Below are 20,069 nucleotides of genomic sequence, written 5' to 3'. Positions count from 1 at the left end.
AGAACATAGAGTTGGCGCCACGTGTTAAAGGCCTTTGAAGCCTTTGTTTTCAAGCATATTTTTTATAGAGGCACGGGATTACATGGAAATCGGTCTGCGCGAGTGGCTGATCCTCATCGGCGTCATTGTCATTGCCGGGATTCTTTTCGACGGCTGGCGTCGCATGCGCGGCGGCAAGGGCAAGTTGAAATTCCGTCTGGACCGTAGCTACGCCAATGCCCAGGACGATGAGGGCAGTGCCGAAGTGCTCGGCCCTTCACGTGTGCTGGATACGCACAAAGAGCCCGAGCTGGACGAGACCGACCTGCCGTCGCTGACTGCGCCGGCGCGTGAGCGTGAGCGCGAGCGTGAAGCCAAACCGGCCAAGCAGCCCAAGCGCGGCAAGCGCAGCAACAGCGAGCCACAGCAGGGCGACCTCAATCTCGCCGCCGAGCGCGAGCCCGACCTGTTCGCCGAAAGCGACGATGAAGTGGTTGTCGACAACAGCAGCCGCAACAGCGCCCCAGCCAGCAGCGCCAGCACCCCAGCCAGGGAACTGCCGCCGATGGAAGAAGTGCTGGTGATCAGCGTCATCTCCCGCGATGAAGGCGGCTTCAAGGGCCCGGCCCTGTTGCAGAACATCCTGGAAAGCGGCCTGCGCTTCGGCGAGATGGACATCTTCCATCGCCACGAAAGCATGGCTGGCCACGGCGAGGTGCTGTTCTCCATGGCCAACGCGGTCAAGCCCGGCGTGTTCGACCTGGACGACATCGACCACTTCAGCACCCGTGCCGTGAGCTTCTTCCTTGGCTTGCCTGGCCCGCGCCACCCCAAGCAGGCCTTCGACGTGATGGTCGCCGCCGCGCGCAAGCTGTCCCACGAGCTCAACGGCGAGCTCAAGGACGACCAGCGCAGCGTGCTCACCGCCCAGACCATCGAGCACTACCGCCAGCGTATCGTCGAGTTCGAGCGCCGGGCGCTGACGCAGAAACGCTGACACACACCAGCGGGGCGGCCCTTGCCTCGGTCCGCACCGCGATGATTCAAGCAAAAGAGCAGCCTGGGGCTGCTCTTTTGCTTTGCACGAGAAGACGAAAACATGAACGCCGAAACCCGAATCCATGAACTGCGCGCCGAGCTCGACCAGCACAACCACCGCTACTACGTGCTCGACGAGCCCAGTGTGCCGGACGCCGAGTACGACCGGCTGTTCAATGAACTCAAGGCGCTGGAGGCCGAGCACCCGCACCTGGTGACCCCCGACTCGCCCACTCAGCGGGTAGGCGGTGCGGCGCTGGCGGCGTTCAGCCAGGTGCGCCACGAAGTGCCCATGCTCAGCCTGGGCAACGCCTTCGAAGAAGACGATTTGCGTGATTTCGACCGTCGCGTGGTCGAGGGCCTCGACCTTCCCGGCGGCGATCTGTTCGCTGCCCGCGCCGCTGTCGATTACAGCTGCGAACCCAAGCTCGACGGCCTGGCGGTCAGCTTGCTGTATCGCGACGGCCAGCTGGTGCAGGGGGCTACCCGCGGCGACGGCACCACCGGCGAAGACATCAGCGCCAACGTGCGTACCGTGCGCAACATTCCGCTCAAGCTGCAGGGCGAGGGCTGGCCGGCAGTGCTGGAGGTGCGTGGCGAGGTGTACATGAGCAAGGCTGGTTTCGACCGGCTCAACGCTGCCCAGGCCGAAGCCGGTGGCAAGACCTTCGCCAACCCGCGCAACGCTGCCGCCGGCAGCCTGCGCCAACTGGACTCGAAGATCACCGCCAGCCGCCCGCTGGAGTTCTGCTGCTATGGCGTCGGCCAGGTGTCGGAGCCTTTCGGTGACAGCCATATCGGCATTCTCGAGAAGCTCAGGGGCTGGGGCCTGCCCATCAGCCGCGAGCTGCGGCACGCGGCTGGCATCGAAGAGTGCCTGGCTTACTACCGGGATATCGGCGAGCGGCGCAATAGCCTGCCCTACGAGATCGACGGGGTGGTGTTCAAGGTCAACAGCCTGGCCGCGCAGCGCGAGCTGGGTTTCCGCGCCCGTGAACCGCGCTGGGCGATCGCCCACAAGTTCCCGGCCATGGAAGAGCTCACCGAGGTGCTCGACGTCGAGTTTCAGGTCGGCCGTACCGGCGCGGTAACGCCCGTGGCGCGGTTGAAACCGGTCAAGGTGGCCGGGGTTACCGTGTCCAATGCCACCCTGCACAACATGGATGAAGTCGCCCGTCTTGGCCTGTGCATCGGCGACACGGTCATCATCCGCCGTGCCGGCGACGTGATCCCGCAGGTGATGCAAGTGGTGGCCGAGCGTCGCCCGGCCGATGCTCGGCCGGTGCAGGTGCCCAGCGCCTGCCCGGTGTGCGGCTCGCAGGTCGAGCGCACGCAGCTGGTCAAGCGCAGCAAGGGCAAGGCGACCACCAGCGAAGGCGCGGTGTACCGCTGTGTCGGCCGCTTGAGCTGCGCAGCCCAGCTCAAGCAGGCGATCATCCACTATGTGTCGCGCCGGGCCATGGACATCGACGGCCTGGGCGAGAAGAGCGTCGAGCAACTGGTCGACGAAGGCCTGATCCGCTCGCCGGCCGACCTCTACAAGCTTGAGTTCGAGCAAGTGGTCGCGCTGGAAGGCTTCGCCGAGGTGTCCAGCCGCAAATTGCTCGAAGCCATCGAGGCCAGCAAGCGTCCGCCCCTGGCGCGCTTCATCTTTGCCCTGGGCATCCCCGATGTCGGCGAGGAGACCGCCAAGGTGTTGGCCCGTTCGCTGGGCAGCCTGGCGCGGGTACAGGTGGCGCTGCCCCAGGTGCTCACCTACCTGCCGGACATTGGCCTGGAAGTGGCCTACGAGATCCACAACTTCTTCGAGGCCGAGCACAACCGCGAAGTGATCGAGCAATTGCTGGTCAGTGGCATGCAGTTGCAGGACGAGGGCGAGCTCGCCGCCGAGTTCGCCGCCTGCACCACCCTGGCCGGGATGCTGGCCAAGCTCGACATCCCTTCGGTCGGCCCGACCGGTGCCGAGAAGTTGGTGGACAAGCTGGGCACGCTGGACAAGATCATCGCCGCCGACGGCATCGATTTGCGTCAGGCGTTGAATACCAAACAGGCCGAGGGTGTGCGCGAGTTCTTCAAGGTGGAAGCCAACCAGCAGTTGGCCCGGGCCATCGAAGCCCAGTTGCTCGAATTCGGCATGCACTGGTCCTGCGAGAAGAAAACCGCCGAGGGCCTGCCCCTGGCCGGCCAGACCTGGGTGCTGACCGGCACGCTGGAGCGCATGAGCCGGGATGTCGCCAAGGAGAAGCTGGAAAGCCTGGGGGCGAAAGTGTCGGGCTCGGTTTCTGGCAAGACCCACTGCGTGGTCGCCGGCCCCGGTGCCGGCTCGAAGCTGGCCAAGGCCGGTGAGCTGGGGGTCAAGGTGCTGGACGAGGAACAGTTCGTGGCCTTCATGGCCGGGCAGGGCATTAACCTCTAACCGCCCGTGGGAGCGGGCTTGCCCCGCGAACAAGCAACCACAAGTCCTTGAGAAATGATGGTTTTTTCTCAAGCAAAGGTTGTAACTTCAGCGCAGAACGGTACAATGGCGCGGCTCGTCACTTGGCGAGCCGTCGTGGTGGCCCCATCGGTCCCCCCGCATTGATTACCCGTTTACCTGGTCAGGTCCGGAAGGAAGCAGCCAAGGCGGGGACATTGAGTGCCGGGGTGTGGCTGGTGGGGCCGCCTCCATTTTGGGCGCAGGCATTTTCGCTTCGCGCACCTTTCGTACCCCGCCTGTACCCTCTCTTTACGCCCGCGCAAGCCTTTACCCCTGCACAATCGTGCGTGGCGCCTTATCATGCACCCAGCGTGTCAGTCCGTTCGGCCAGGAGATAGCGACCGTGGAACATGTCGACGACCTCACCCGTCACAAGATCCGGGAATGGCAAATGCGCCGCCTGGAAATCAAGGACCAGATGGCCGCCAGCCCCGAGCGGGTGCTGGAACTGTCGCAGGTGCTCGACCAGATGGAAGAGGAGCACGAGCGCATTCTCGCCGAGGCAACGCCGCCAGCGCCTGTTGCCGCGGCCCAGGCCCTGCTCGAACTGCATTTGAACCTATCGGCAGGCAGCGTGCGTGACCTGCGCAAGTTGCTGGAGCTGGCACTGCACGAACTCGATGGCGTGCTTGATGAGCCTCAGCCGGGTGCCCGTCACCCTGGCGGCATGGCGGGTTCACTGGGTGCTTACCAGTTCGAACTGTCGGTCGGTTCAGAGCCCAGCAGCACCACATCCTGAAGAATTCTCCGTGCCGGAGTTCGTATGCAGCCAGAACACTTCGATTTTTCCAGTCCGATCTATCTCCCGATTACAGCGGAAACCTGTGAGGGTGTGCTGCAAGGGCAGCTGACGCTGGATGCCCTGAGCAACCCGGAACTCGCGGCGCTGATGGTCATTCAGAACCTGCCGCTGAGCGGCGGCAAGGTCGATCACGTGAAGGCGGAAGTATTGTTGGGCAAACTGATCGACTGGGATGTCGACGGAAAACACACAAAAAATGTCAGCGTGCTGTCGGAAGCGCGCAGGTTGTTTGACGCGGGAAAACTGTACTTTGGCCTGGAGGCGCTCAAGGCCTCCAAAGTTCGTTTTCTCGAATCGGCCCAGGTTTCGGCGCGTGAGTATTTGTTGCCGGACGGGAAGTGGGATTTCTGCTTTAGGGTTAACAGGTTCCACGCGCTAAACCCATTCAGTCAGCAGGTCGTTACAGGGTTCAATCGAGAGCGTTGGCTGACTGCCGAGCAGGATAAGCTACTGCGAACTCTCCGAGCTAATCTGGATGAGCATCTGGATGTGCAAGGTTATGCAGGAATTGGCAAAAGTCATTTGTTAGGCGCTTTAAAAGACGTGTTGCCTAGGGGGCGAGTGCTCATTCTCGCGCGCACGAAGAGCAAGCTTGATGCCCTTCGAAAAAGAATAGGTGCCAGTGCATGGTTCCGGGAGCAGACATTTGGTGAGCTCGCACAGAGTCTCTTAGCGGGGCAGGGGGTGCTAGCTGAAAAATCACGCTGGCAAGGTAAGTCGGGGCTGGCGGCTGAGCTTGGTATTCTGGGTTTTCGTAAGTATGCGCCCGAGCGAGTAGTCGATATCTGCCTCGATATTTTGAAACGCTACTGCGAATCCCGTGATCATGCGATTTCGCGTCGACACTTGCCGCACTTTGCACGCCCCTTGAGCTCGATGGAGCAGCAGGTCCTGCTTGAGTACTCAAGCCGAGTTTGGAAGCGCCTGTATTTTGGCATGGACTGGGATCGATTCACCGGTTTCGAGGCGTTGCTAAAGGTCAAGCGGGCAAGTCTTGAGGGAGGCACAGTGGCGCGTCAGATTAGCCACATCCTTATCGACGAAAGCCAGGATGTACCTCAGTCTCTCATGCAGATAATTGAGCGTGGCAAACAGGCATTGATCACGTTGGGTGATGAGTACCAGAAACCCAAGGGGCCAGGGCTCCAATGGCAGCGTGAAGTGCGACGGCGGGAAGTGGTTTTTTCCGTTCGCTCCGGACCTAAGGTCGAGAAATTGATCAACCCGCTCATCAGCCAGCACAGCTACAAATCAAAAGTTGCCTTTGAGGGAGCGGGCAGCGCCGATGTGGTCATCGAGCGTTTTCCCGAAGGTTTTGTACCGCCTACGGGCTGCGTGATTCTGACCGCTTCCCCATGGGACACCATGAAGTGGGCGATGGAACTGGCATCGCAAGGGTGGATCAGTTTTGCCGAGGATACTGATGATTTGGCATTGGTCGATGAGCAGCGTTTTACCAACATGGCGCATTTTATGCGGTCTGTGGTTGGGCTGTTCAAATCTGAATACTATCCGCAGACTCAGGTCGATCAGGAGCCCATGCATCCGTACTTTTCACAGGTGCTGAGTTGGCAACAAGTCTGTGAGGAAAACCAATACGACGAATCGTTCAAGTGGGTGGAGGCAGTTCTTGAGAAAGGCTACTTTGTGGCCGACGTTCAGTCGCTGTGCTCGAGAGTGCGGAACCATCCCTCAAGTTTGAAGCTGATACAGGCCCAAGATGCTGGGGGCCAGGAGTTTGACCGGGTGCTGCTGACGCCAGAGTTGATGTCTACCAACCGCTTCAAGGATGCATATGCTTTCGATGCGCGAATTTGCGAGGTGTATATCGCTCTATCTCGCGCCCGTCGCCAGGTCTTTCTACCTTACGATGTGGATGAGTGGATCAACTACCATAAGGGACAATTCCGCGAACTGTATGGTTTTTGAGTTGAAATCGGTTAGTGGTTTAGATCGTGTTTTTTCCGTTTTCCCTGGCTGGCGGACACCTTCATCAAGCGCTGGAAGGTCGGGCACTGCAGGTGATGCTCCTCGGGGCACACCGCCGCATGCCGCAACCCCTTGCTCATCGCCTGCAGGCGCTTGATCCGCTGGTCGATCTCGTCGGCCTTGGCCAGCAGCAATTGCCGGTCGACCTGCTGCTCGGCCAGCATCGCCGCCACCTCATCCAGCGAAAACCCGGCCGCCTGGCCCAGGGCGATCAACGCCAGGCGCTCGGGCGTGTCGGCCGGGAACTGACGGCGCTGACCCCGGCCGGACAATGCCGTGAGCAGGCCCTTGTTGGCGTAGTAGCGCAAGGTCGAAGCCGGCACACCACTGCGCCTGGCGACATCGGCAATATCCATCTTGGGCCCCTTGACTTGAAGTTGACTTCAACTTGCATGCTGCTCGGCAAAGACCATTTCCGTCAATCTGCCCAGGGCCTTCGCCATGACCGTCTCCTCATTGATTTCCTCCGTCCTGTTCATCGGCATCGGCGCCACGCTGGTGATGGACCTGTGGACGCTGCTGCTCAGGCGCCTGGGCGTTACGACCCTGAACTACGCCATGGTCGGCCGCTGGGCGGGGCATCTGCTGGAGGGGCGCTGGCGGCACGCAGCGATCGGCAAGGCCGCACCGGTTCGCGGTGAGCTGGCGTGGGGTTGGGTGCTGCACTATGCCACCGGGCTGCTGTTTGCCGGCCTGCTGATCGCGCTGGCCGGGGAGGCGTGGCTGGGTCAGCCATCGCTGCTCCCAGCGTTGTCGTTCGGAGTTGTCTCGGTGCTGGTGCCGCTGTGCGTGATACAGCCGGCACTGGGCGCGGGGTACTTTGCCGCCAATACGCCAGCGCCGCTGAAGAGTTGCTTGCGCAGCCTGGCAACGCATTGTGTGTTTGGCAGCGGTCTGTACCTGGCCGCGCTCGGTGTGCTGTGGCTCGTAGGCTAGAGATCTTTGCTGTCGGCGACAGGTGGCGCGGGCAGCGCTTGGGTGTAACGCTCGATGATTCGCTCGACCTCTCCGGATTGCTTGAGCCTCACAAACGCCCTGAGCACCGCCTGTGTCGGTAGCGCCGGATCGTTGCGCACCATGCAGCTCAGCGCCTGTTCTTCCAGCACCGCCAGCCCACGCAGTTGTTTAGCCGCCGGCAGCCCACGGTTGAACCATTGCAGCGACAGCTGGTTGCTCACGGCATGCCGATAGCGCCCGGCCAGCAGCTTTTGCAGGGCCAGCTCCTGATTGCGGCTGTCTTCGCGCTGCAACTGGCCGCGGGCAAATAGTGGGGCGAGGGTGGGGTAGCTGTAGCCCAGCACGGTGCCCAGCGCCTGTGGGGGGAGGGCGTCGGCGCTAGTGGCGCTGTCGCCGGGGCGGCCGACCAGCAGGTCGCGCTGCTCGATGAGCGGGATGCTCCACAGGTAATCGCCGGGGCGGCTGGTCAGCCATTGGGTGGAGACATAACAGCGCACGTCGATGTCGCCGTTCTCCATGGCCTCCTGCAATCGCAGCCGGGCCATCACATGGTACTGCGCCCGTACCCCCGCTTCGCGGGCCGCAGCCTGCATCAGCTCGAACAGAATGCCCTCCACCGGCTGCCCCTGCTCGATGCGCATCAGCGGCATGCTCCAGCTCTCGGCCACGGAAAAGCGCAAAACTGGCGGCTCGGCCAGGCTGTATGCACTGCATAACCACAGGAGGACCAAGGCTCGCCGCACGTCTCATCCTCCCTGATCAGCCCGGAGCTATGCCTGCTGCTGAGCTTAGACGAGATCCGCAGGGTGCAATTTCCCCCTCGCTCCGCTAGCATTAGCGCTCTTTCCGCCCGCTCCGGTCACGATGGTTTTTTGATGAGTTATCAGGTTCTTGCACGTAAATGGCGTCCGCGCTCGTTCCGCGAAATGGTCGGCCAGACCCATGTGCTCAAGGCTTTGATCAACGCCCTGGACAACCAGCGCCTGCACCATGCGTACCTGTTCACCGGCACCCGTGGGGTGGGCAAGACCACCATCGCGCGGATCATCGCCAAGTGCCTGAACTGCGAAACCGGCATCACCTCCACGCCCTGCGGGACCTGCTCGGTGTGCCGCGAGATCGACGAAGGCCGCTTCGTCGACCTGATCGAGATCGACGCCGCCAGCCGCACCAAGGTCGAGGATACCCGCGAGCTGCTCGACAACGTGCAGTACGCCCCCAGCCGCGGGCGCTTCAAGGTCTACCTGATCGACGAAGTGCACATGCTCTCGACCCACTCCTTCAACGCCTTGTTGAAGACGCTGGAAGAGCCGCCGCCCTACGTCAAGTTCATCCTTGCCACCACCGACCCGCAGAAGCTGCCGGCAACCATCCTGTCGCGCTGCCTGCAGTTCTCGCTGAAGAACATGAGCCCGGAGCGGGTGGTCGAGCACCTCAGCCATGTGCTGGGTGCCGAGAACGTGCCGTTCGAAGACGACGCCCTGTGGTTGCTGGGCCGCGCTGCCGACGGCTCGATGCGCGACGCCATGAGCCTGACCGACCAGGCCATCGCCTTTGGCGAAGGCAAGGTGCTGGCGGCTGATGTGCGGGCCATGCTCGGCACGCTTGACCACGGCCAGGTGTACGGTGTGCTGCAGGCACTGCTCGACGGCGATGCCCGGGCATTGCTGGAAGCGGTGCGCCACCTCGCCGAGCAGGGGCCGGACTGGAACGGCGTGCTCTCGGAAATGCTCAACGTGCTGCACCGTGTGGCGATCGCCCAGGCGTTGCCCGAGGCGGTCGACAACGGCCAGGGCGACCGTGATCGGGTGCTGGCGCTGGCCCAGGCACTGCCCGCCGAGGACGTACAGTTCTACTACCAGATGGGCCTGATTGGCCGTCGCGACCTGCCGCTGGCGCCCGACCCGCGTGGCGGCTTCGAAATGGTCCTGCTGCGCATGCTGGCGTTCCGCCCGGCTGACAGCGACGATGCACCGAAACCGGTACTAAAGCCGGTGGGGATCAGCCAGGCCACAGCTGATCCGGCCCCACCGGTGGCAGCTGCGGCAGTTGCCGTCGCAGCGCCCGTTGAACCTGTTGTCGCGCCAGCCGCCGTTCAGGCCCCGGTAGAGGTGCCTGTCGTCGCCGAGGCCGTGGTTGAAGCGCCTGCCGCGCAGCCCGAGCCAGCCCCGGCACCCGAGCCTGAACCCGAGCCTGAACCGGTCGAGGCAGTGATCGACCTGCCCTGGGAAGAGCCCGCCGCACCGCCTGTGCCTGTCGTGGCCGCGCCGCAGCCCGAGCCTGTGGTGGTCGAGGCGCCCGTTGCTGAGACCGCCAGCAGCCAGCCGGACTACGACGAGCCACCCTTCGATCCGTCTGCGTACAACCCGGCGGGCATGGACCGCGACGATGAGCCACCGGCGGACGAAGACTACTATGTCGCGGACAGCGACCCGGCGGGCTTCAGTTACCTCGATGAACTGGCCGAGCATGTGCAGGAAGACCAGCCCGCAAAGGCGCCCGAACCTCTGCCGGCCGCTCGGCCTGCCACAGGTCTGGCCCTGCAATGGCTGGAATTATTCCCACAGTTGCCTGTCTCGGGTATGACAGGCAACATCGCCGCGAACTGTACCTTGATCGCCGCCGATGGCGACGACTGGCTGCTGCACCTGGACCCGGGCCAGGGGGCGTTGTTCAACAGCACGCAACAGCGCCGCCTCAACGATGCGCTCAACCAGCAGCTGGGGCGCGACATCCGGCTCAAGATCGAACTGATACGCCCGGAACAGGAAACCCCGGCCCAGGCCGCGTCCCGCAAGCGCGCCGAACGCCAGCATGACGCGGTGCTGTCGATCGAGCAGGATCCATTGATCCAGCAGATGATCCAGCAGTTCGGCGCGACGGTGCGCCAGGATACTATTGAGCCTGTGGATGCCCTGGCCAGCCAGGGCCAATAACGGATAACCATGCGGCCGGCCCTGTGCGCGGCCGCATTACATGAACCAATCGAGGTATACCCCCATGATGAAAGGTGGCATGGCCGGCCTGATGAAGCAGGCCCAGCAGATGCAGGAAAAGATGCAGAAGATGCAGGAAGAACTGGCTAACGCCGAAGTCACCGGCCAGTCCGGTGGTGGCCTGGTCAGCGTGGTGATGACCGGTCGCCACGACGTCAAGCGCGTCAGCATCGATGACAGCCTGATGTCGGCTGACGCCGACGACAAGGAAGTGCTCGAAGACCTGATCGCCGCCGCGCTCAACGATGCCGTGCGCAAGATCGAGCAGAGCAGCCAGGAGAAGATGGGTGGCATGACTGCCGGCATGCAGCTGCCGCCTGGCTTCAAGATGCCGTTCTGATCGGCGTCGCGTTACCCCGGGGGAGCAACGGCCAGGCGGTCGTTGCTCCCTTGTTCATTCTGTTTCCTGAACTGGCAGGCCCGCATACATGAGCTTCAGCCCCCTGATCCGCCAACTGATCGACGCCCTGCGCATTCTGCCCGGTGTCGGCCAGAAAACCGCCCAGCGCATGGCCCTGCAACTGCTCGAACGCGACCGCAGTGGCGGTACGCGCCTGGCCCAGGCCCTGAGCCAGGCCATGGACGGCGTTGGCCATTGCCGCCAGTGCCGGACCCTGACCGAGCAGGAGCTGTGCCCGCAGTGCGCCGACCCGCGCCGTGATGACAGCCAGCTGTGCGTGGTCGAAGGGCCGATGGATATGTTTGCAGTGGAGCAGGCCGGCTATCGCGGCCGTTACTTCGTGCTCAAGGGGCACCTGTCGCCGCTCGATGGCCTGGGGCCGGATGCGATCGGTATTCCGCAGCTCATGGCGCGCATCGAAGAGCAGGGCACTTTCAGTGAAGTGATCCTGGCGACCAACCCCACGGTGGAAGGGGAGGCGACGGCCCACTACATCGCCCAGCTGCTGGCCGAAAAGGGCTTGAGCACCACGCGTATCGCCCATGGCGTACCTCTGGGTGGCGAACTGGAGCTGGTGGATGGCGGGACCTTGGCCCATGCGTTTGCCGGGCGCAGGCCGATTTCGCTTTGAAGCTCCAAGCTCCAAGCTCCAAGCTCCAAGCGGCAAGCAAAATAGGTTCTGCATCGACTTGCTTTTACTTGCAGCTTGCAGCTTGCAGCTGCTTTCAGTATTCGCTGAGCGAGAACTCGGTCAGGCAGAAGGTCGGCACCCCGGCCGCCTGCAGCCGGCGCGAGCCTTCCAGCTCTGGCAAATCGATGATCGCTGCGGCCTCGAACACCTGTGCCCCGGTGCGGCGCACCAGGTTGGCTGCCGCCAGCAGGGTGCCACCGGTGGCGATCAGGTCATCGAAGATCAGCACCGAATCCCCTTCGCACAGGCTGTCGGCATGCACTTCCAGGAAGGCTTCGCCGTACTCGGTCTGGTAACCCTCCGACAGCACGTCGGCCGGCAGCTTGCCTTGCTTGCGGAACAGAATCAGCGGCTTGTTCAACTGGTGGGCGATGATCGAGCCGATCAGGAAGCCCCGCGCATCCATGGCACCGATATGGCTGAACTCGGCCTCGACATAGCGCTCGATGAACTGGTCAGCGACGTAGCGCAGCCCACGCGGCGATTGGAACAACGGGGTGATATCGCGGAAGATGACCCCGGGTTTAGGGAAGTCCACTACCGGGCGAATCAGGGCTTTGAGGTCGAAAGTGTCGCTGTGCATGGTGCGGGTATCCTGGAAAAACCAAGGCGCCAGTATACCCGCATCCGGCCTTTGTCAGGCCTCCATTGCACCACCGGCCAGCGCACACAGCTGGATCGGGTCGAGGATATGCACTTCCTTGCCCTCGGCCTTGAGCAGGCCGTTCTGCTGGAAGCGGGTGAACACCCGCGAGACGGTTTCCACGGCCAGGCCCAGGTAGTTGCCGATCTCGTTGCGCGACATGCTCAGGCGGAACTGGTTGGCCGAGTAACCACGGGCTCGGAAGCGCGCGGACAGGTTGACCAGGAAGGTGGCGATGCGCTCGTCGGCGGTTTTCTTCGACAGCAGCAGCATCATCTGCTGGTCGTCGCGGATCTCCCGGCTCATCACCCGCATCAGCTGGCGGCGCAGTTGCGGCAGTTGTACCGAAAGCTCATCCAGGCGTTCGAAGGGGATCTCGCACACCGAGGTGGTTTCCTGGGCCTGGGCCGACACCGGATAGGCCTCGGTGTCCATGCCGGACAGGCCGACCAGCTCGCTGGGCAGGTGGAAGCCGGTGATCTGTTCTTCGCCGGCGTCGCTGAGGCTGAAGGTCTTGAGGGCGCCGGAGCGGACTGCGTAAACCGAGCCGAAATTGTCACCTTGGCGGAACAGGAATTCGCCTTTTTTCAGTGGGCGGCCGCGTTTGACGATTTCATCCAGTGCATCCATGTCCTCGAGGTTGAGGGACAGGGGCAGGCACAGGGGGGCCAGGCTGCAATCCTTGCAGTGGGCCTGGTTGTGTGGGCGCAGTTTTACTGGCTCGGACATTTCTTCGATCCTTGTGGGAAAGCACACATAAGCCGTAAGGGTAACCCACGGCATAGGCTGGAGGCCAGCATGCACTCGTTTGGTGCGTGCTGGCGGCGGCCCGGAGTGGATGTTTCCGGTACCTTTCGACTGTCCATAGTGTGCCCCTGAAGGCGGGCTGTCCATGCGGTGAAACGCCTCAATCGCCTCAGATCACCCGTGAGAAACGCTGGCGATTCTGTTGCGCGAGGTAAGCGTCGAAGACCATGCACACCGAGCGCGCCAGCAGACGGCCGGCAGGCAGGATGCGGATGCCTTTACTGTCGAGGCTGATCAGGCCGTCGCGCTGCATGGCGTGCAATTGCGGCCAGATTTCGTTGAAGTAGCCGCGAAAATCGATGGTGAATTGCCGTTCGATCTGCTCGAAGTCCAGCTCGAAATGGCAGATCAGTTGCTGGATCACTGCCCGCCGCAGGCGGTCGTCCTGGTTGCACAGCAGGCCGCGCTGGGTGGCCAGTTGAGCGGTGGACAGAGTGTCCTGGTAGGTGTTGAGGTCGCTGCTGTTCTGGCAGTACAGGTCGCCGATCTGGCTGATGGCCGAGACTCCCAGGCCGATCAGGTCGCAATGGCCGTGGGTGGTGTAACCCTGGAAGTTGCGCTGCAGGGTGCCTTCTTCCTGGGCGATGGCCAGTTCGTCGTCGGGCAGGGCGAAATGGTCCATGCCGATGTAGCGGTAGCCGGCGGCGGTCAGTTGGTCGATGGTGGCGTGCAGCATCTCCAGTTTGGCCGCGGGGGCCGGCAGGTCGTTGCTGTCGATGCGCCGCTGCGGCATGAAACGCTCCGGCAGGTGGGCGTAGTTGAACACCGACAGGCGATCGGGTTGCAGGCGGATCACTTCTTCGACAGTGCGGGCGAACCCTTCCGGGGTCTGCTTGGGCAGGCCATAGATCAGGTCGAGGTTGATCGAGCGGAACTGCAGGGTGCGCGCCGCTTCGATCAGGGTGCGGGTCTGTTCCAGGCTCTGCAGGCGGTTGACCGCACGCTGCACCGCCGGGTCGAGATCCTGCACGCCGAGGCTGACGCGGTTGAAGCCCAGCTCGCGCAGCAGCCCCATGGTCGACCAGTCGGCCTCGCGCGGGTCGATCTCGATGCCGTAGTCACCGGAGTCATCGTCCAGCAGGTTGAAGTGCTGGCGCAGGGTCGCCATCAGCTGGCGCAGTTCCACATGGCTGAGGAAGGTCGGGGTGCCGCCGCCGAAGTGCAGCTGCTCGACGCGCTGCTTGGGGTCCAGGTGGCAGGCGACCAGCTGGATTTCCTGTTCCAGGCGCTGCAGGTAGGGCGCGGCGCGGCCGCGGTCTTTGGTGATGACCTTATTGCATGCGCAGTAGTAGCAGATGTTGGCGCAGAACGGCACGTGCACGTACAGCGACAGCGGGCGCGTGGCCCGACGGCTCTCGCGCAGGGCGTGGAGCAGGTCGAACGAGCCCACTTCGCCATGCAGTTGCACGGCGGTAGGGTAGGAGGTGTAGCGTGGCCCGGCCAGATCGTAACGACGGATCAGGTCGGCGTCCCAGCGTAGGTCGTCGAGCATGTGGGCAGTCCCCGGATAGAGCAGCAGTGTCCGGAGTCTAGGGACGTGAGCAAGAAGTCGTGTTGATTTGTATCAGCAGATCTTGCGGTCACCGCATGGGGCCGCTGTGCGGCCCTTTCGCTGGCAAGCCAGCTCCCACAGGCTTGAGCCGACGCGATCGGTGTGGGAGCCGGCTTGCCGGCGAAAAGGCTGCGCAGCAGCCTCTCAGTGCCCCATGAGCCAGTGCTGATGGGGCCCCGGCAGTGTCCAAAGCCCGAACAGAATCACCAGCAGCCCACCCGCCATGCGCACCCCGCGCTTGCGCAGCACGCTGCCCACACGCTCCGCCGCCAACCCCGTGGCCAGCAACACCGGCCAAGTGCCCAGCCCGAACGCCAGCATCAATGCCCCGCTGTGCAGCGCATCACCCTGGCTGGCCGCCCACAGCAGGGTGCTGTACACCAGCCCGCACGGCAGCCAGCCCCACAAGGCGCCGAGCAACAGGGCGCGGGGCAGGCTGGACACCGGCAGCAGCCGTGTGGCCAGCGGTTGTATATGGCGCCACAGGCCGCGCCCGAGCGCTTCGATGCGTGTCAGGCCACTCCACCATCCGGCCAGGTACAGGCCCATGGCAATCAGCAGCAGCGCCGCGACCACCCGCAGCCCGACCGCCAGCGGGCTGCTGGCCAGGGCCACGCCGGCCAGGCCCAGCAGCAGGCCGGCCGCGGCGTAGCTGAGGATGCGCCCGAGGTTGTAGGCCAGCAGCAGGCGCAGGCGCCGGTTGCGCTGCTGCGGCGGGATGGCCAGGGTCAGGGCGCCCATCAGGCCGCCGCACATCCCCAGGCAGTGGCCGCCACCGAGCAGGCCGAGGACCAGGGCCGAGCCGAGCAGGGGGATCAGTTCAGGCACTCGGTTTGGCGTCCTTGTCTTCAGGAGGTTGTTCGTCGTGTTTGACCGCAGCCTGGTGGCGCGGGTCCTGGTCGTCGAACAGGATGCTGTGGGCCGGGCCTTCAAGGTCGTCGTACTGGCCGCTGTCCACCGCCCAGAAGAAAATGTACACGGCCACCCCGACCAGCAGCAGGGCGGCGGGGATCATCACGTAGAGGGCGGGCATAGGGTTTTCCTTCCAAGTGACGGTGGCGCGTTCACCGGTACGCCCACTGCCGTTGGCAGCCGGGTCAGGCGCAAGGCGTTGAGCACGACGATCAGCGAGCTGACCGACATGCCGATCGCCGCCCAGACCGGGGTGATCCAGCCGAGTGCGGCGAACGGCAACATGAGGCTATTGTACAGGGTCGCCCAGAGCAGGTTCTCGACAATGTTGCGGCGGGTCCGCCGGGCCAGGGCAAAGGCTTGCACCAATGCGTGCAGGTTGTTGGACAGCAGCACGGCGTCGGCGCTGGTCTTGGCAAGGTCGGTGGCGCTGCCCATGGCGATGCTGATATCGGCAGCGGCCAGGACCGGCACATCGTTCACCCCGTCACCCAGCATCAGCACCTTGCGCCCTTCGGCCTGGAGCTGTTTCAGACGTGCGAGCTTGTCGTCCGGGCGCAGGCCGCCGACGGCCTGGTCGATGCCAAGCGTCGCGGCCACCTCGGCAACCATAGGCGAGCTGTCGCCGGACAGCAGCAGGGTCTGCCAGCCACGGGCCTTACAGGCGGCCACCAGGTCGGCGGCGTCGTCGCGCAGGCGGTCGTCCAGGCCGAACCAGGCCAGCGGGCCCTGGCGATCGCCCAGCAGCAGCCACTGGCCGCGTGGTTCGGGTACGCCAGGCACTTCGGCGCCACTCAGGGCGCAGACGAAGGTGGCCTGGCCGATGCGCAGGCGCTGGCCGTCCACCTCACCCTCCAGGCCCAGCCCAGGCACTGCGTTGACCGCCTCGGCCGGCCGGGCAGCGCGGCCGAAGGCGCGAGCGATGGGGTGTTCGGAGCGGTTCTCGAGGGCGGCGGCCAGCGCTAGGCAGCGGTCGGCATCCAGGCGCCCCAGCGGGCGGATGCTGCGCAGGGCCAGGCGGCCTTCGGTGAGGGTGCCGGTCTTGTCGAAGATCACCGTGTCGATCTGGTTGAGGCCCTCCAGCACATGGCCACGGGTCACCAGCAGGCCAAGCTTGTGCAGGGTGCCGGTGGCGGCGGTGAGGGCGGTCGGGGTGGCCAGCGACAGGGCGCAGGGACAGGTGGCGACCAGCATCGCCAGGACGATCCAGAACGCCCGCCCGGCATCGAGTTGCCACCAGACCAGGCCGATGATCGCCGCCGCCACCAGGGTGAACAGCAGGAACCATTGCGAGGCACGGTCGGCGATCTTGGCCAGGCGCGGTTTTTCGGTCTGCGCCCGCTCCAGCAGGCGCACGATGGCCGACAGCCGTGAGTCCTGGCCCAGGGCCTGGACCTCGATGGTAAGTGTGCTTTCGACGTTGAGGGTGCCGCCGGTGACCCGGTCGCCGGTGCGCCGCGCCAAGGGCAGGTATTCACCGGTGAGCAGCGATTCGTCGACGCTTGAGCGGCCTTCGATAATGCAGCCGTCGGCGGGGATCACCGCGCCGGGCAGCACTTGCACGCGGTCGCCGCACTGCAGTTCGCCGAGCAGGATGCGTTCGGCCTGGCCGTCGGCATCCAGGCGCAGGCACGAGGCCGGCAGCAGGTTGACCAGTTGCGCCGTGGCCGCCGCCGTGCGCTCGCGGGCGCGGCGCTCCAGGTAGCGGCCGGTCAGCAGGAACAGGGCGAACATGCCCACGGTGTCGAAATACAGCTCGCCACTGCCGGTGATCGCCGTCCAGATCCCGGCGCAGTAGGCCAGGGCGATGGCCAGCGACACCGAGACGTCCATGGTCAGGTGGCGGGTACGCAGGTCGCGGGCGGCGCCCTTGAAGAACGGCGCGCAGCTGTAGAACACGATTGGGGTGGTGAGGAACAGCGCGACCCAGCGCAGGATGGTGTGCAGCTCGGCGGACAGGTCGATGTTGAATTCCGGCCAGGTGGCCATGGTCGCCATCATTGCCTGGAACCACAGCAGCCCGGCCACGCCCAGGCGACGCAGGGCGCTGCGGTTTTCCCGGGCCAGTTGCTCGGCGGCCTGGTCCGGCTGGTAGGGGTGGGCGGCGTAGCCGATGCGGCGCAGCTCGGCCAGCAGCCTGGACAGCGGCAACTGGCTGTCGGCCCAGTTGACCAGCAGGCGGTGGTTGGACAGGTTCAGCCGTGCCTCGGCGACCCCGGGCAGGGTGCGCAGGTGTTTTTCGATCAGCCAGCCGCAGGCGGCGCAGCTGATGCCTTCGACCAGCAGGGTGGCTTCGGCCAGTTCGCCGGCATGGCGCACGAAGCCCTGTTGCACGTCGTCGCGGTCGTACAGCGCCAGTTCGTCCTGCAACTGGCGGGGCAGGGCTTCGGGGTTGGCGCTGGTGTCGCTGCGGTGCTGGTAATAGTGCTCAAGGCCCCCGGCGACGATGGACTCGGCCACTGCCTGGCAGCCCGGGCAACAGAATGCCCGAGGCTCGCCGAGCACCACGGCAGTGAAGCGGCTGCCGGCGGGGACGGGCAGGGCGCAGTGGTAGCAGGGGGTGGGTTGGGTCATTTACATCATTGCCTTACGCAAGTCGGCTGTCTGGACAGGGTACCTGTGGGAGCGGGTTCACCCGCGAACGCGTCAGAGCAGGCAGTGATGTCTTCAGGTTTGACGCATTCGCGGGTAAACCCGCTCCCACAAGGGGCGCGGTGTTCGGTCAGTGGTGCTCGGCGCCTTGAATGGCCTCATCCCCCAACTGCAAGGTCACGCCATGCTCGACCTTCTCCTCTTCGAACAGCCGCCACACATGGTCATCTTGGCTGCCGAGCAACTCGACGAAGCGCCGGCCGTCGACCTTGTCATCCAGCTGGCCGACATAGCGGCCCGGCTCGGTGCGTGCCAGTTGTACCTTGCGGTCCTTGTTGGGCTGGGTCGGTGAAATCAGGTTCAGTTCCAGCGCCTGCGGGGCGCTGTTGCCGGTCAGGCGCACGTCCACTTCACCGGTCAGTTCGTCCAGGTGGATGCTGGCCTTGATGTTGAGGGTCTGGGCCAGCAGTTCACGGTCCAGCGAGCGGTTGATGCCCTTGCCGGCTTCGTAATAGTTGTCGTTGACCAGGTTGTCCGGGTTGCGCACGGCAATGCTGACCATGGTCAGGCTCAGGCATACCGAGGTGGCCAGGATGCCGATGATGATCCAGGGCCAGAGGTGCTTGTACCAGGGGCTGGCGGCGGTGGCGGCAGGCATTGTCTGTGTTCTCTCTAGTCAGCGGATCTGTGGGCCGATGAAGCGGCTCTTGGCTTCAACCTGGCTGGCGCTGTCGTCGGCGTCCTTGAGGATGAAGGTGATTTCGTTGGTGGTCGAGGGCAGTTTCTCCGGGGCAACCGACAGTTGCACCGGCAGGCTGACGATATCGCCGGCGGCCACGCGGATTTCGCGGTGGCCTTCCAGGCGCAGGTCCGGCAGGCCGGCGGCATCCAGCACGTAGACGTGGTCGCGCTGGTCCTTGTTCATCACCTTCAGGCTGTACACGTTCTCGATCCGCCCCTGGGCGTTCTCGCGGTACAGCACCCGGTCCTTGGCCACGTCGAAGCCAACCAGCGAGCGGGTGGCGAAGGCGGTGGTCAGGGCGCCGATCATCACCAGCAGCACCAACGCGTAGCCGATCAGGCGCGGGCGCAGCATGTGGGTCTTCTGCCCGGACAGGTTGTGCTCGGTGGTGTAGCTGATCAGGCCCTTGGGGTAGTTCATCTTGTCCATGATGCTGTCGCAGGCGTCGATGCAGGCGGCGCAGCCGATACACTCGATCTGCAGGCCGTCGCGGATGTCGATGCCGGTGGGGCAGACCTGTACGCACATGGTGCAGTCGATGCAGTCGCCCAGGCCCTTGGCCTTGTAGTCGATGTCCTTCTTGCGCGGGCCACGGGTTTCGCCACGGCGCGGGTCGTAGGAGACGATCAGGGTGTCCTTGTCGAACATCACGCTCTGGAAGCGCGCGTAGGGGCACATGTATATGCACACCTGCTCGCGCAGCCAACCGGCGTTGCCGTAGGTGGCCAGGGTGAAGAAGCCGACCCAGAAGTAGGCCCAGCCGTCGGCCTGGCCGGTGAAGAACTCGATGGCCAGCTCGCGGATCGGCGAGAAGTAGCCGACGAAGGTCATGCCGGTGACGAAGCCGATCAGCAACCACAGGCTGTGCTTGGCGAACTTGCGCAGGAACTTGTTGCCGCTCATGGGCGCCTTGTCCAGCTTCATGCGTTGGTTGCGGTCACCCTCGGTGACTTTTTCGCACCACATGAACACCCAGGTCCACACGCTTTGCGGGCAGGTGTAGCCGCACCAGACGCGGCCGGCGTAGACGGTGATGAAGAACAGGCCGAAGGCCGCGACGATCAGAAGGCCCGAGAGCAGGATGAAGTCCTGCGGCCAGATCGTGGCGCCGAAGATGTAGAACTTGCGCTCGGGCAGGTTCCACCACACGGCTTGGTGGCCGCCCCAGTTCAACCAGACGGTGCCGAAATACAGCAGGAACAGCACCGCGCCGCCGACCATCCGCAGCCTGCGGAAAATGCCGGTAAAGGCGCGGGTGTAGATTTTTTCGCGTGATGCGTAGAGGTCGACGGAATCCTTCCCTTTGCTGGCAGGCGGGGTGACGTCATGTACCGGAATTTGCTTGCTCATCATCTAGTCCCACGGCAGTGGAGAAACGCCGCGGCCAGTGCTTGCCGGCCGCAGTCGCGCGCGTTCTGCTGGCGCTCTGCGGCCCATGATACGCCTGTGTTGGCGCGCCGGGGCCGTACTGCGACCTTTAGTCGCGTTGGGTG

At 64.2% G+C, this 20,069-nt stretch carries 18 protein-coding genes and 1 other RNA gene; 9 read left to right on the top strand and 10 right to left on the bottom strand.

Going from position 1 to position 20,069, the window contains the following annotated elements; genetic code table 11:
• The first annotated feature begins 82 nt into the window (after window positions 1–82).
• The 5 genes from zipA (at window position 83) to EJA05_RS19725 (ending at window position 6,224) form a co-directional block, all read left to right on the top strand.
• The gene (gene zipA, locus EJA05_RS19745) at window positions 83–976 is read left to right on the top strand and encodes a cell division protein ZipA (protein WP_125859494.1); all 894 of its coding nucleotides are present in this window, start codon (window positions 83–85) and stop codon (window positions 974–976) included.
• 102 nt (window positions 977–1,078) lie between these two features.
• Window positions 1,079–3,433, top strand: coding sequence for an NAD-dependent DNA ligase LigA (gene ligA / locus EJA05_RS19740; protein ID WP_125859493.1), 2,355 nt, complete (start codon window positions 1,079–1,081; stop codon window positions 3,431–3,433).
• A 145-nt stretch (window positions 3,434–3,578) separates the two neighbouring features.
• An RNA gene (ffs, locus tag EJA05_RS19735) (signal recognition particle sRNA small type) lies at window positions 3,579–3,675 on the top strand.
• Window positions 3,676–3,836: 161 nt separating this feature from the next.
• Window positions 3,837–4,232: a hypothetical protein gene (locus EJA05_RS19730; protein WP_125859492.1), complete on the top strand. Its 396-nt coding sequence runs from the start codon at window positions 3,837–3,839 to the stop codon at window positions 4,230–4,232.
• A gap of 24 nt (window positions 4,233–4,256) precedes the next feature.
• Window positions 4,257–6,224 (top strand): DEAD/DEAH box helicase family protein, encoded by a 1,968-nt coding sequence (locus EJA05_RS19725; RefSeq protein WP_125859491.1) that lies wholly within the window; start codon window positions 4,257–4,259, stop codon window positions 6,222–6,224.
• Between the two features lie 11 nt (window positions 6,225–6,235).
• On the opposite strand, the gene EJA05_RS19720 is transcribed toward EJA05_RS19725, so the two are convergent.
• Window positions 6,236–6,640, bottom strand: coding sequence for a helix-turn-helix domain-containing protein (locus tag EJA05_RS19720; RefSeq protein WP_125859490.1), 405 nt, complete (start codon window positions 6,638–6,640; stop codon window positions 6,236–6,238).
• An 85-nt stretch (window positions 6,641–6,725) separates the two neighbouring features.
• Between EJA05_RS19720 and EJA05_RS19715 the strand changes: the two genes are divergently transcribed.
• Window positions 6,726–7,220 (top strand): DUF2938 domain-containing protein, encoded by a 495-nt coding sequence (locus tag EJA05_RS19715; RefSeq protein ID WP_125859489.1) that lies wholly within the window; start codon window positions 6,726–6,728, stop codon window positions 7,218–7,220.
• Here the strand turns inward: EJA05_RS19715 and EJA05_RS19710 are convergent.
• Window positions 7,217–7,984 (bottom strand): substrate-binding periplasmic protein, encoded by a 768-nt coding sequence (locus tag EJA05_RS19710; protein ID WP_125859488.1) that lies wholly within the window; start codon window positions 7,982–7,984, stop codon window positions 7,217–7,219. The genes EJA05_RS19715 and EJA05_RS19710 overlap by 4 nt on opposite strands.
• Before the next feature lie 132 nt (window positions 7,985–8,116).
• Between EJA05_RS19710 and dnaX the strand changes: the two genes are divergently transcribed.
• The 3 genes from dnaX to recR all read left to right on the top strand — a co-directional run bounded on the left by dnaX (window position 8,117) and on the right by recR (window position 11,268).
• The gene (gene dnaX, locus EJA05_RS19705; RefSeq protein WP_125859487.1) at window positions 8,117–10,177 is read left to right on the top strand and encodes a DNA polymerase III subunit gamma/tau; all 2,061 of its coding nucleotides are present in this window, start codon (window positions 8,117–8,119) and stop codon (window positions 10,175–10,177) included.
• 64 nt (window positions 10,178–10,241) lie between these two features.
• On the top strand, window positions 10,242–10,577 hold the full coding sequence (locus EJA05_RS19700) for a YbaB/EbfC family nucleoid-associated protein (protein WP_110991796.1): 336 nt from the start codon (window positions 10,242–10,244) through the stop codon (window positions 10,575–10,577).
• A gap of 88 nt (window positions 10,578–10,665) precedes the next feature.
• Window positions 10,666–11,268, top strand: a complete 603-nt coding sequence (gene recR / locus EJA05_RS19695; RefSeq protein WP_125464932.1) for a recombination mediator RecR — start codon at window positions 10,666–10,668, stop codon at window positions 11,266–11,268.
• Window positions 11,269–11,362: 94 nt separating this feature from the next.
• Here recR and EJA05_RS19690 read toward each other — a convergent pair whose 3' ends face one another.
• The 8 genes from EJA05_RS19690 to ccoG form a co-directional block, all read right to left on the bottom strand.
• On the bottom strand, window positions 11,363–11,911 hold the full coding sequence (locus EJA05_RS19690; RefSeq protein WP_028692867.1) for an adenine phosphoribosyltransferase: 549 nt from the start codon (window positions 11,909–11,911) through the stop codon (window positions 11,363–11,365).
• 54 nt (window positions 11,912–11,965) lie between these two features.
• Entirely contained in the window at window positions 11,966–12,700 is a 735-nt protein-coding gene (fnrA, locus tag EJA05_RS19685; protein ID WP_110991794.1) for a Crp/Fnr family transcriptional regulator FnrA, read from the bottom strand.
• Window positions 12,701–12,887: 187 nt separating this feature from the next.
• Complete coding sequence (gene hemN, locus EJA05_RS19680) at window positions 12,888–14,270, bottom strand: oxygen-independent coproporphyrinogen III oxidase (RefSeq protein ID WP_125859486.1); 1,383 nt, start codon at window positions 14,268–14,270, stop codon at window positions 12,888–12,890.
• A 204-nt stretch (window positions 14,271–14,474) separates the two neighbouring features.
• Window positions 14,475–15,158: a sulfite exporter TauE/SafE family protein gene (locus tag EJA05_RS19675; RefSeq protein WP_125464930.1), complete on the bottom strand. Its 684-nt coding sequence runs from the start codon at window positions 15,156–15,158 to the stop codon at window positions 14,475–14,477.
• Window positions 15,151–15,363 carry a cbb3-type cytochrome oxidase assembly protein CcoS gene (gene ccoS, locus EJA05_RS19670; protein ID WP_110994038.1) on the bottom strand — a complete coding sequence of 71 codons (213 nt, stop codon included), beginning with the start codon at window positions 15,361–15,363 and terminating at the stop codon, window positions 15,151–15,153. The genes EJA05_RS19675 and ccoS overlap by 8 nt, the downstream gene beginning before the upstream one ends.
• Entirely contained in the window at window positions 15,345–17,816 is a 2,472-nt protein-coding gene (locus EJA05_RS19665) for a heavy metal translocating P-type ATPase (RefSeq protein WP_125859485.1), read from the bottom strand. The genes ccoS and EJA05_RS19665 overlap by 19 nt, the downstream gene beginning before the upstream one ends.
• Window positions 17,817–17,964: 148 nt before the next feature.
• Complete coding sequence (locus tag EJA05_RS19660) at window positions 17,965–18,492, bottom strand: FixH family protein (protein WP_110994036.1); 528 nt, start codon at window positions 18,490–18,492, stop codon at window positions 17,965–17,967.
• An 18-nt stretch (window positions 18,493–18,510) separates the two neighbouring features.
• Complete coding sequence (gene ccoG, locus EJA05_RS19655; protein ID WP_110994035.1) at window positions 18,511–19,926, bottom strand: cytochrome c oxidase accessory protein CcoG; 1,416 nt, start codon at window positions 19,924–19,926, stop codon at window positions 18,511–18,513.
• Window positions 19,927–20,069 lie beyond the last annotated feature (143 nt).

This window comes from Pseudomonas oryziphila (assembly GCF_003940825.1).
GTDB classification, from domain to species: Bacteria; Pseudomonadota; Gammaproteobacteria; order Pseudomonadales; family Pseudomonadaceae; genus Aquipseudomonas; species Aquipseudomonas sichuanensis.
The sequence above is the reverse complement of the archived record's forward strand: the minus strand, read 5'-3'. Positions and strand labels throughout refer to the sequence as shown.

Bases quoted from the DNA above. Each gene is read 5' to 3' on its own strand.
- ccoG (WP_110994035.1), bottom strand. From the start codon at position 19,926: ATGAGCAAGCAAATTCCGGTACATGACGTCACCCCGCCTGCCAGCAAA.
- EJA05_RS19715 (WP_125859489.1), top strand. From the start codon at position 6,726: ATGACCGTCTCCTCATTGATTTCCTCCGTCCTGTTCATCGGCATCGGC.
- ccoS (WP_110994038.1), bottom strand. From the start codon at position 15,363: ATGCCCGCCCTCTACGTGATGATCCCCGCCGCCCTGCTGCTGGTCGGG.
- EJA05_RS19660 (WP_110994036.1), bottom strand. From the start codon at position 18,492: ATGCCTGCCGCCACCGCCGCCAGCCCCTGGTACAAGCACCTCTGGCCC.
- recR (WP_125464932.1), top strand. From the start codon at position 10,666: ATGAGCTTCAGCCCCCTGATCCGCCAACTGATCGACGCCCTGCGCATT.
- EJA05_RS19665 (WP_125859485.1), bottom strand. From the start codon at position 17,816: ATGACCCAACCCACCCCCTGCTACCACTGCGCCCTGCCCGTCCCCGCC.
- ligA (WP_125859493.1), top strand. From the start codon at position 1,079: ATGAACGCCGAAACCCGAATCCATGAACTGCGCGCCGAGCTCGACCAG.
- EJA05_RS19700 (WP_110991796.1), top strand. From the start codon at position 10,242: ATGATGAAAGGTGGCATGGCCGGCCTGATGAAGCAGGCCCAGCAGATG.
- dnaX (WP_125859487.1), top strand. From the start codon at position 8,117: ATGAGTTATCAGGTTCTTGCACGTAAATGGCGTCCGCGCTCGTTCCGC.
- fnrA (WP_110991794.1), bottom strand. From the start codon at position 12,700: ATGTCCGAGCCAGTAAAACTGCGCCCACACAACCAGGCCCACTGCAAG.
- EJA05_RS19690 (WP_028692867.1), bottom strand. From the start codon at position 11,911: ATGCACAGCGACACTTTCGACCTCAAAGCCCTGATTCGCCCGGTAGTG.
- EJA05_RS19725 (WP_125859491.1), top strand. From the start codon at position 4,257: ATGCAGCCAGAACACTTCGATTTTTCCAGTCCGATCTATCTCCCGATT.
- hemN (WP_125859486.1), bottom strand. From the start codon at position 14,270: ATGCTCGACGACCTACGCTGGGACGCCGACCTGATCCGTCGTTACGAT.
- zipA (WP_125859494.1), top strand. From the start codon at position 83: ATGGAAATCGGTCTGCGCGAGTGGCTGATCCTCATCGGCGTCATTGTC.
- EJA05_RS19720 (WP_125859490.1), bottom strand. From the start codon at position 6,640: ATGGATATTGCCGATGTCGCCAGGCGCAGTGGTGTGCCGGCTTCGACC.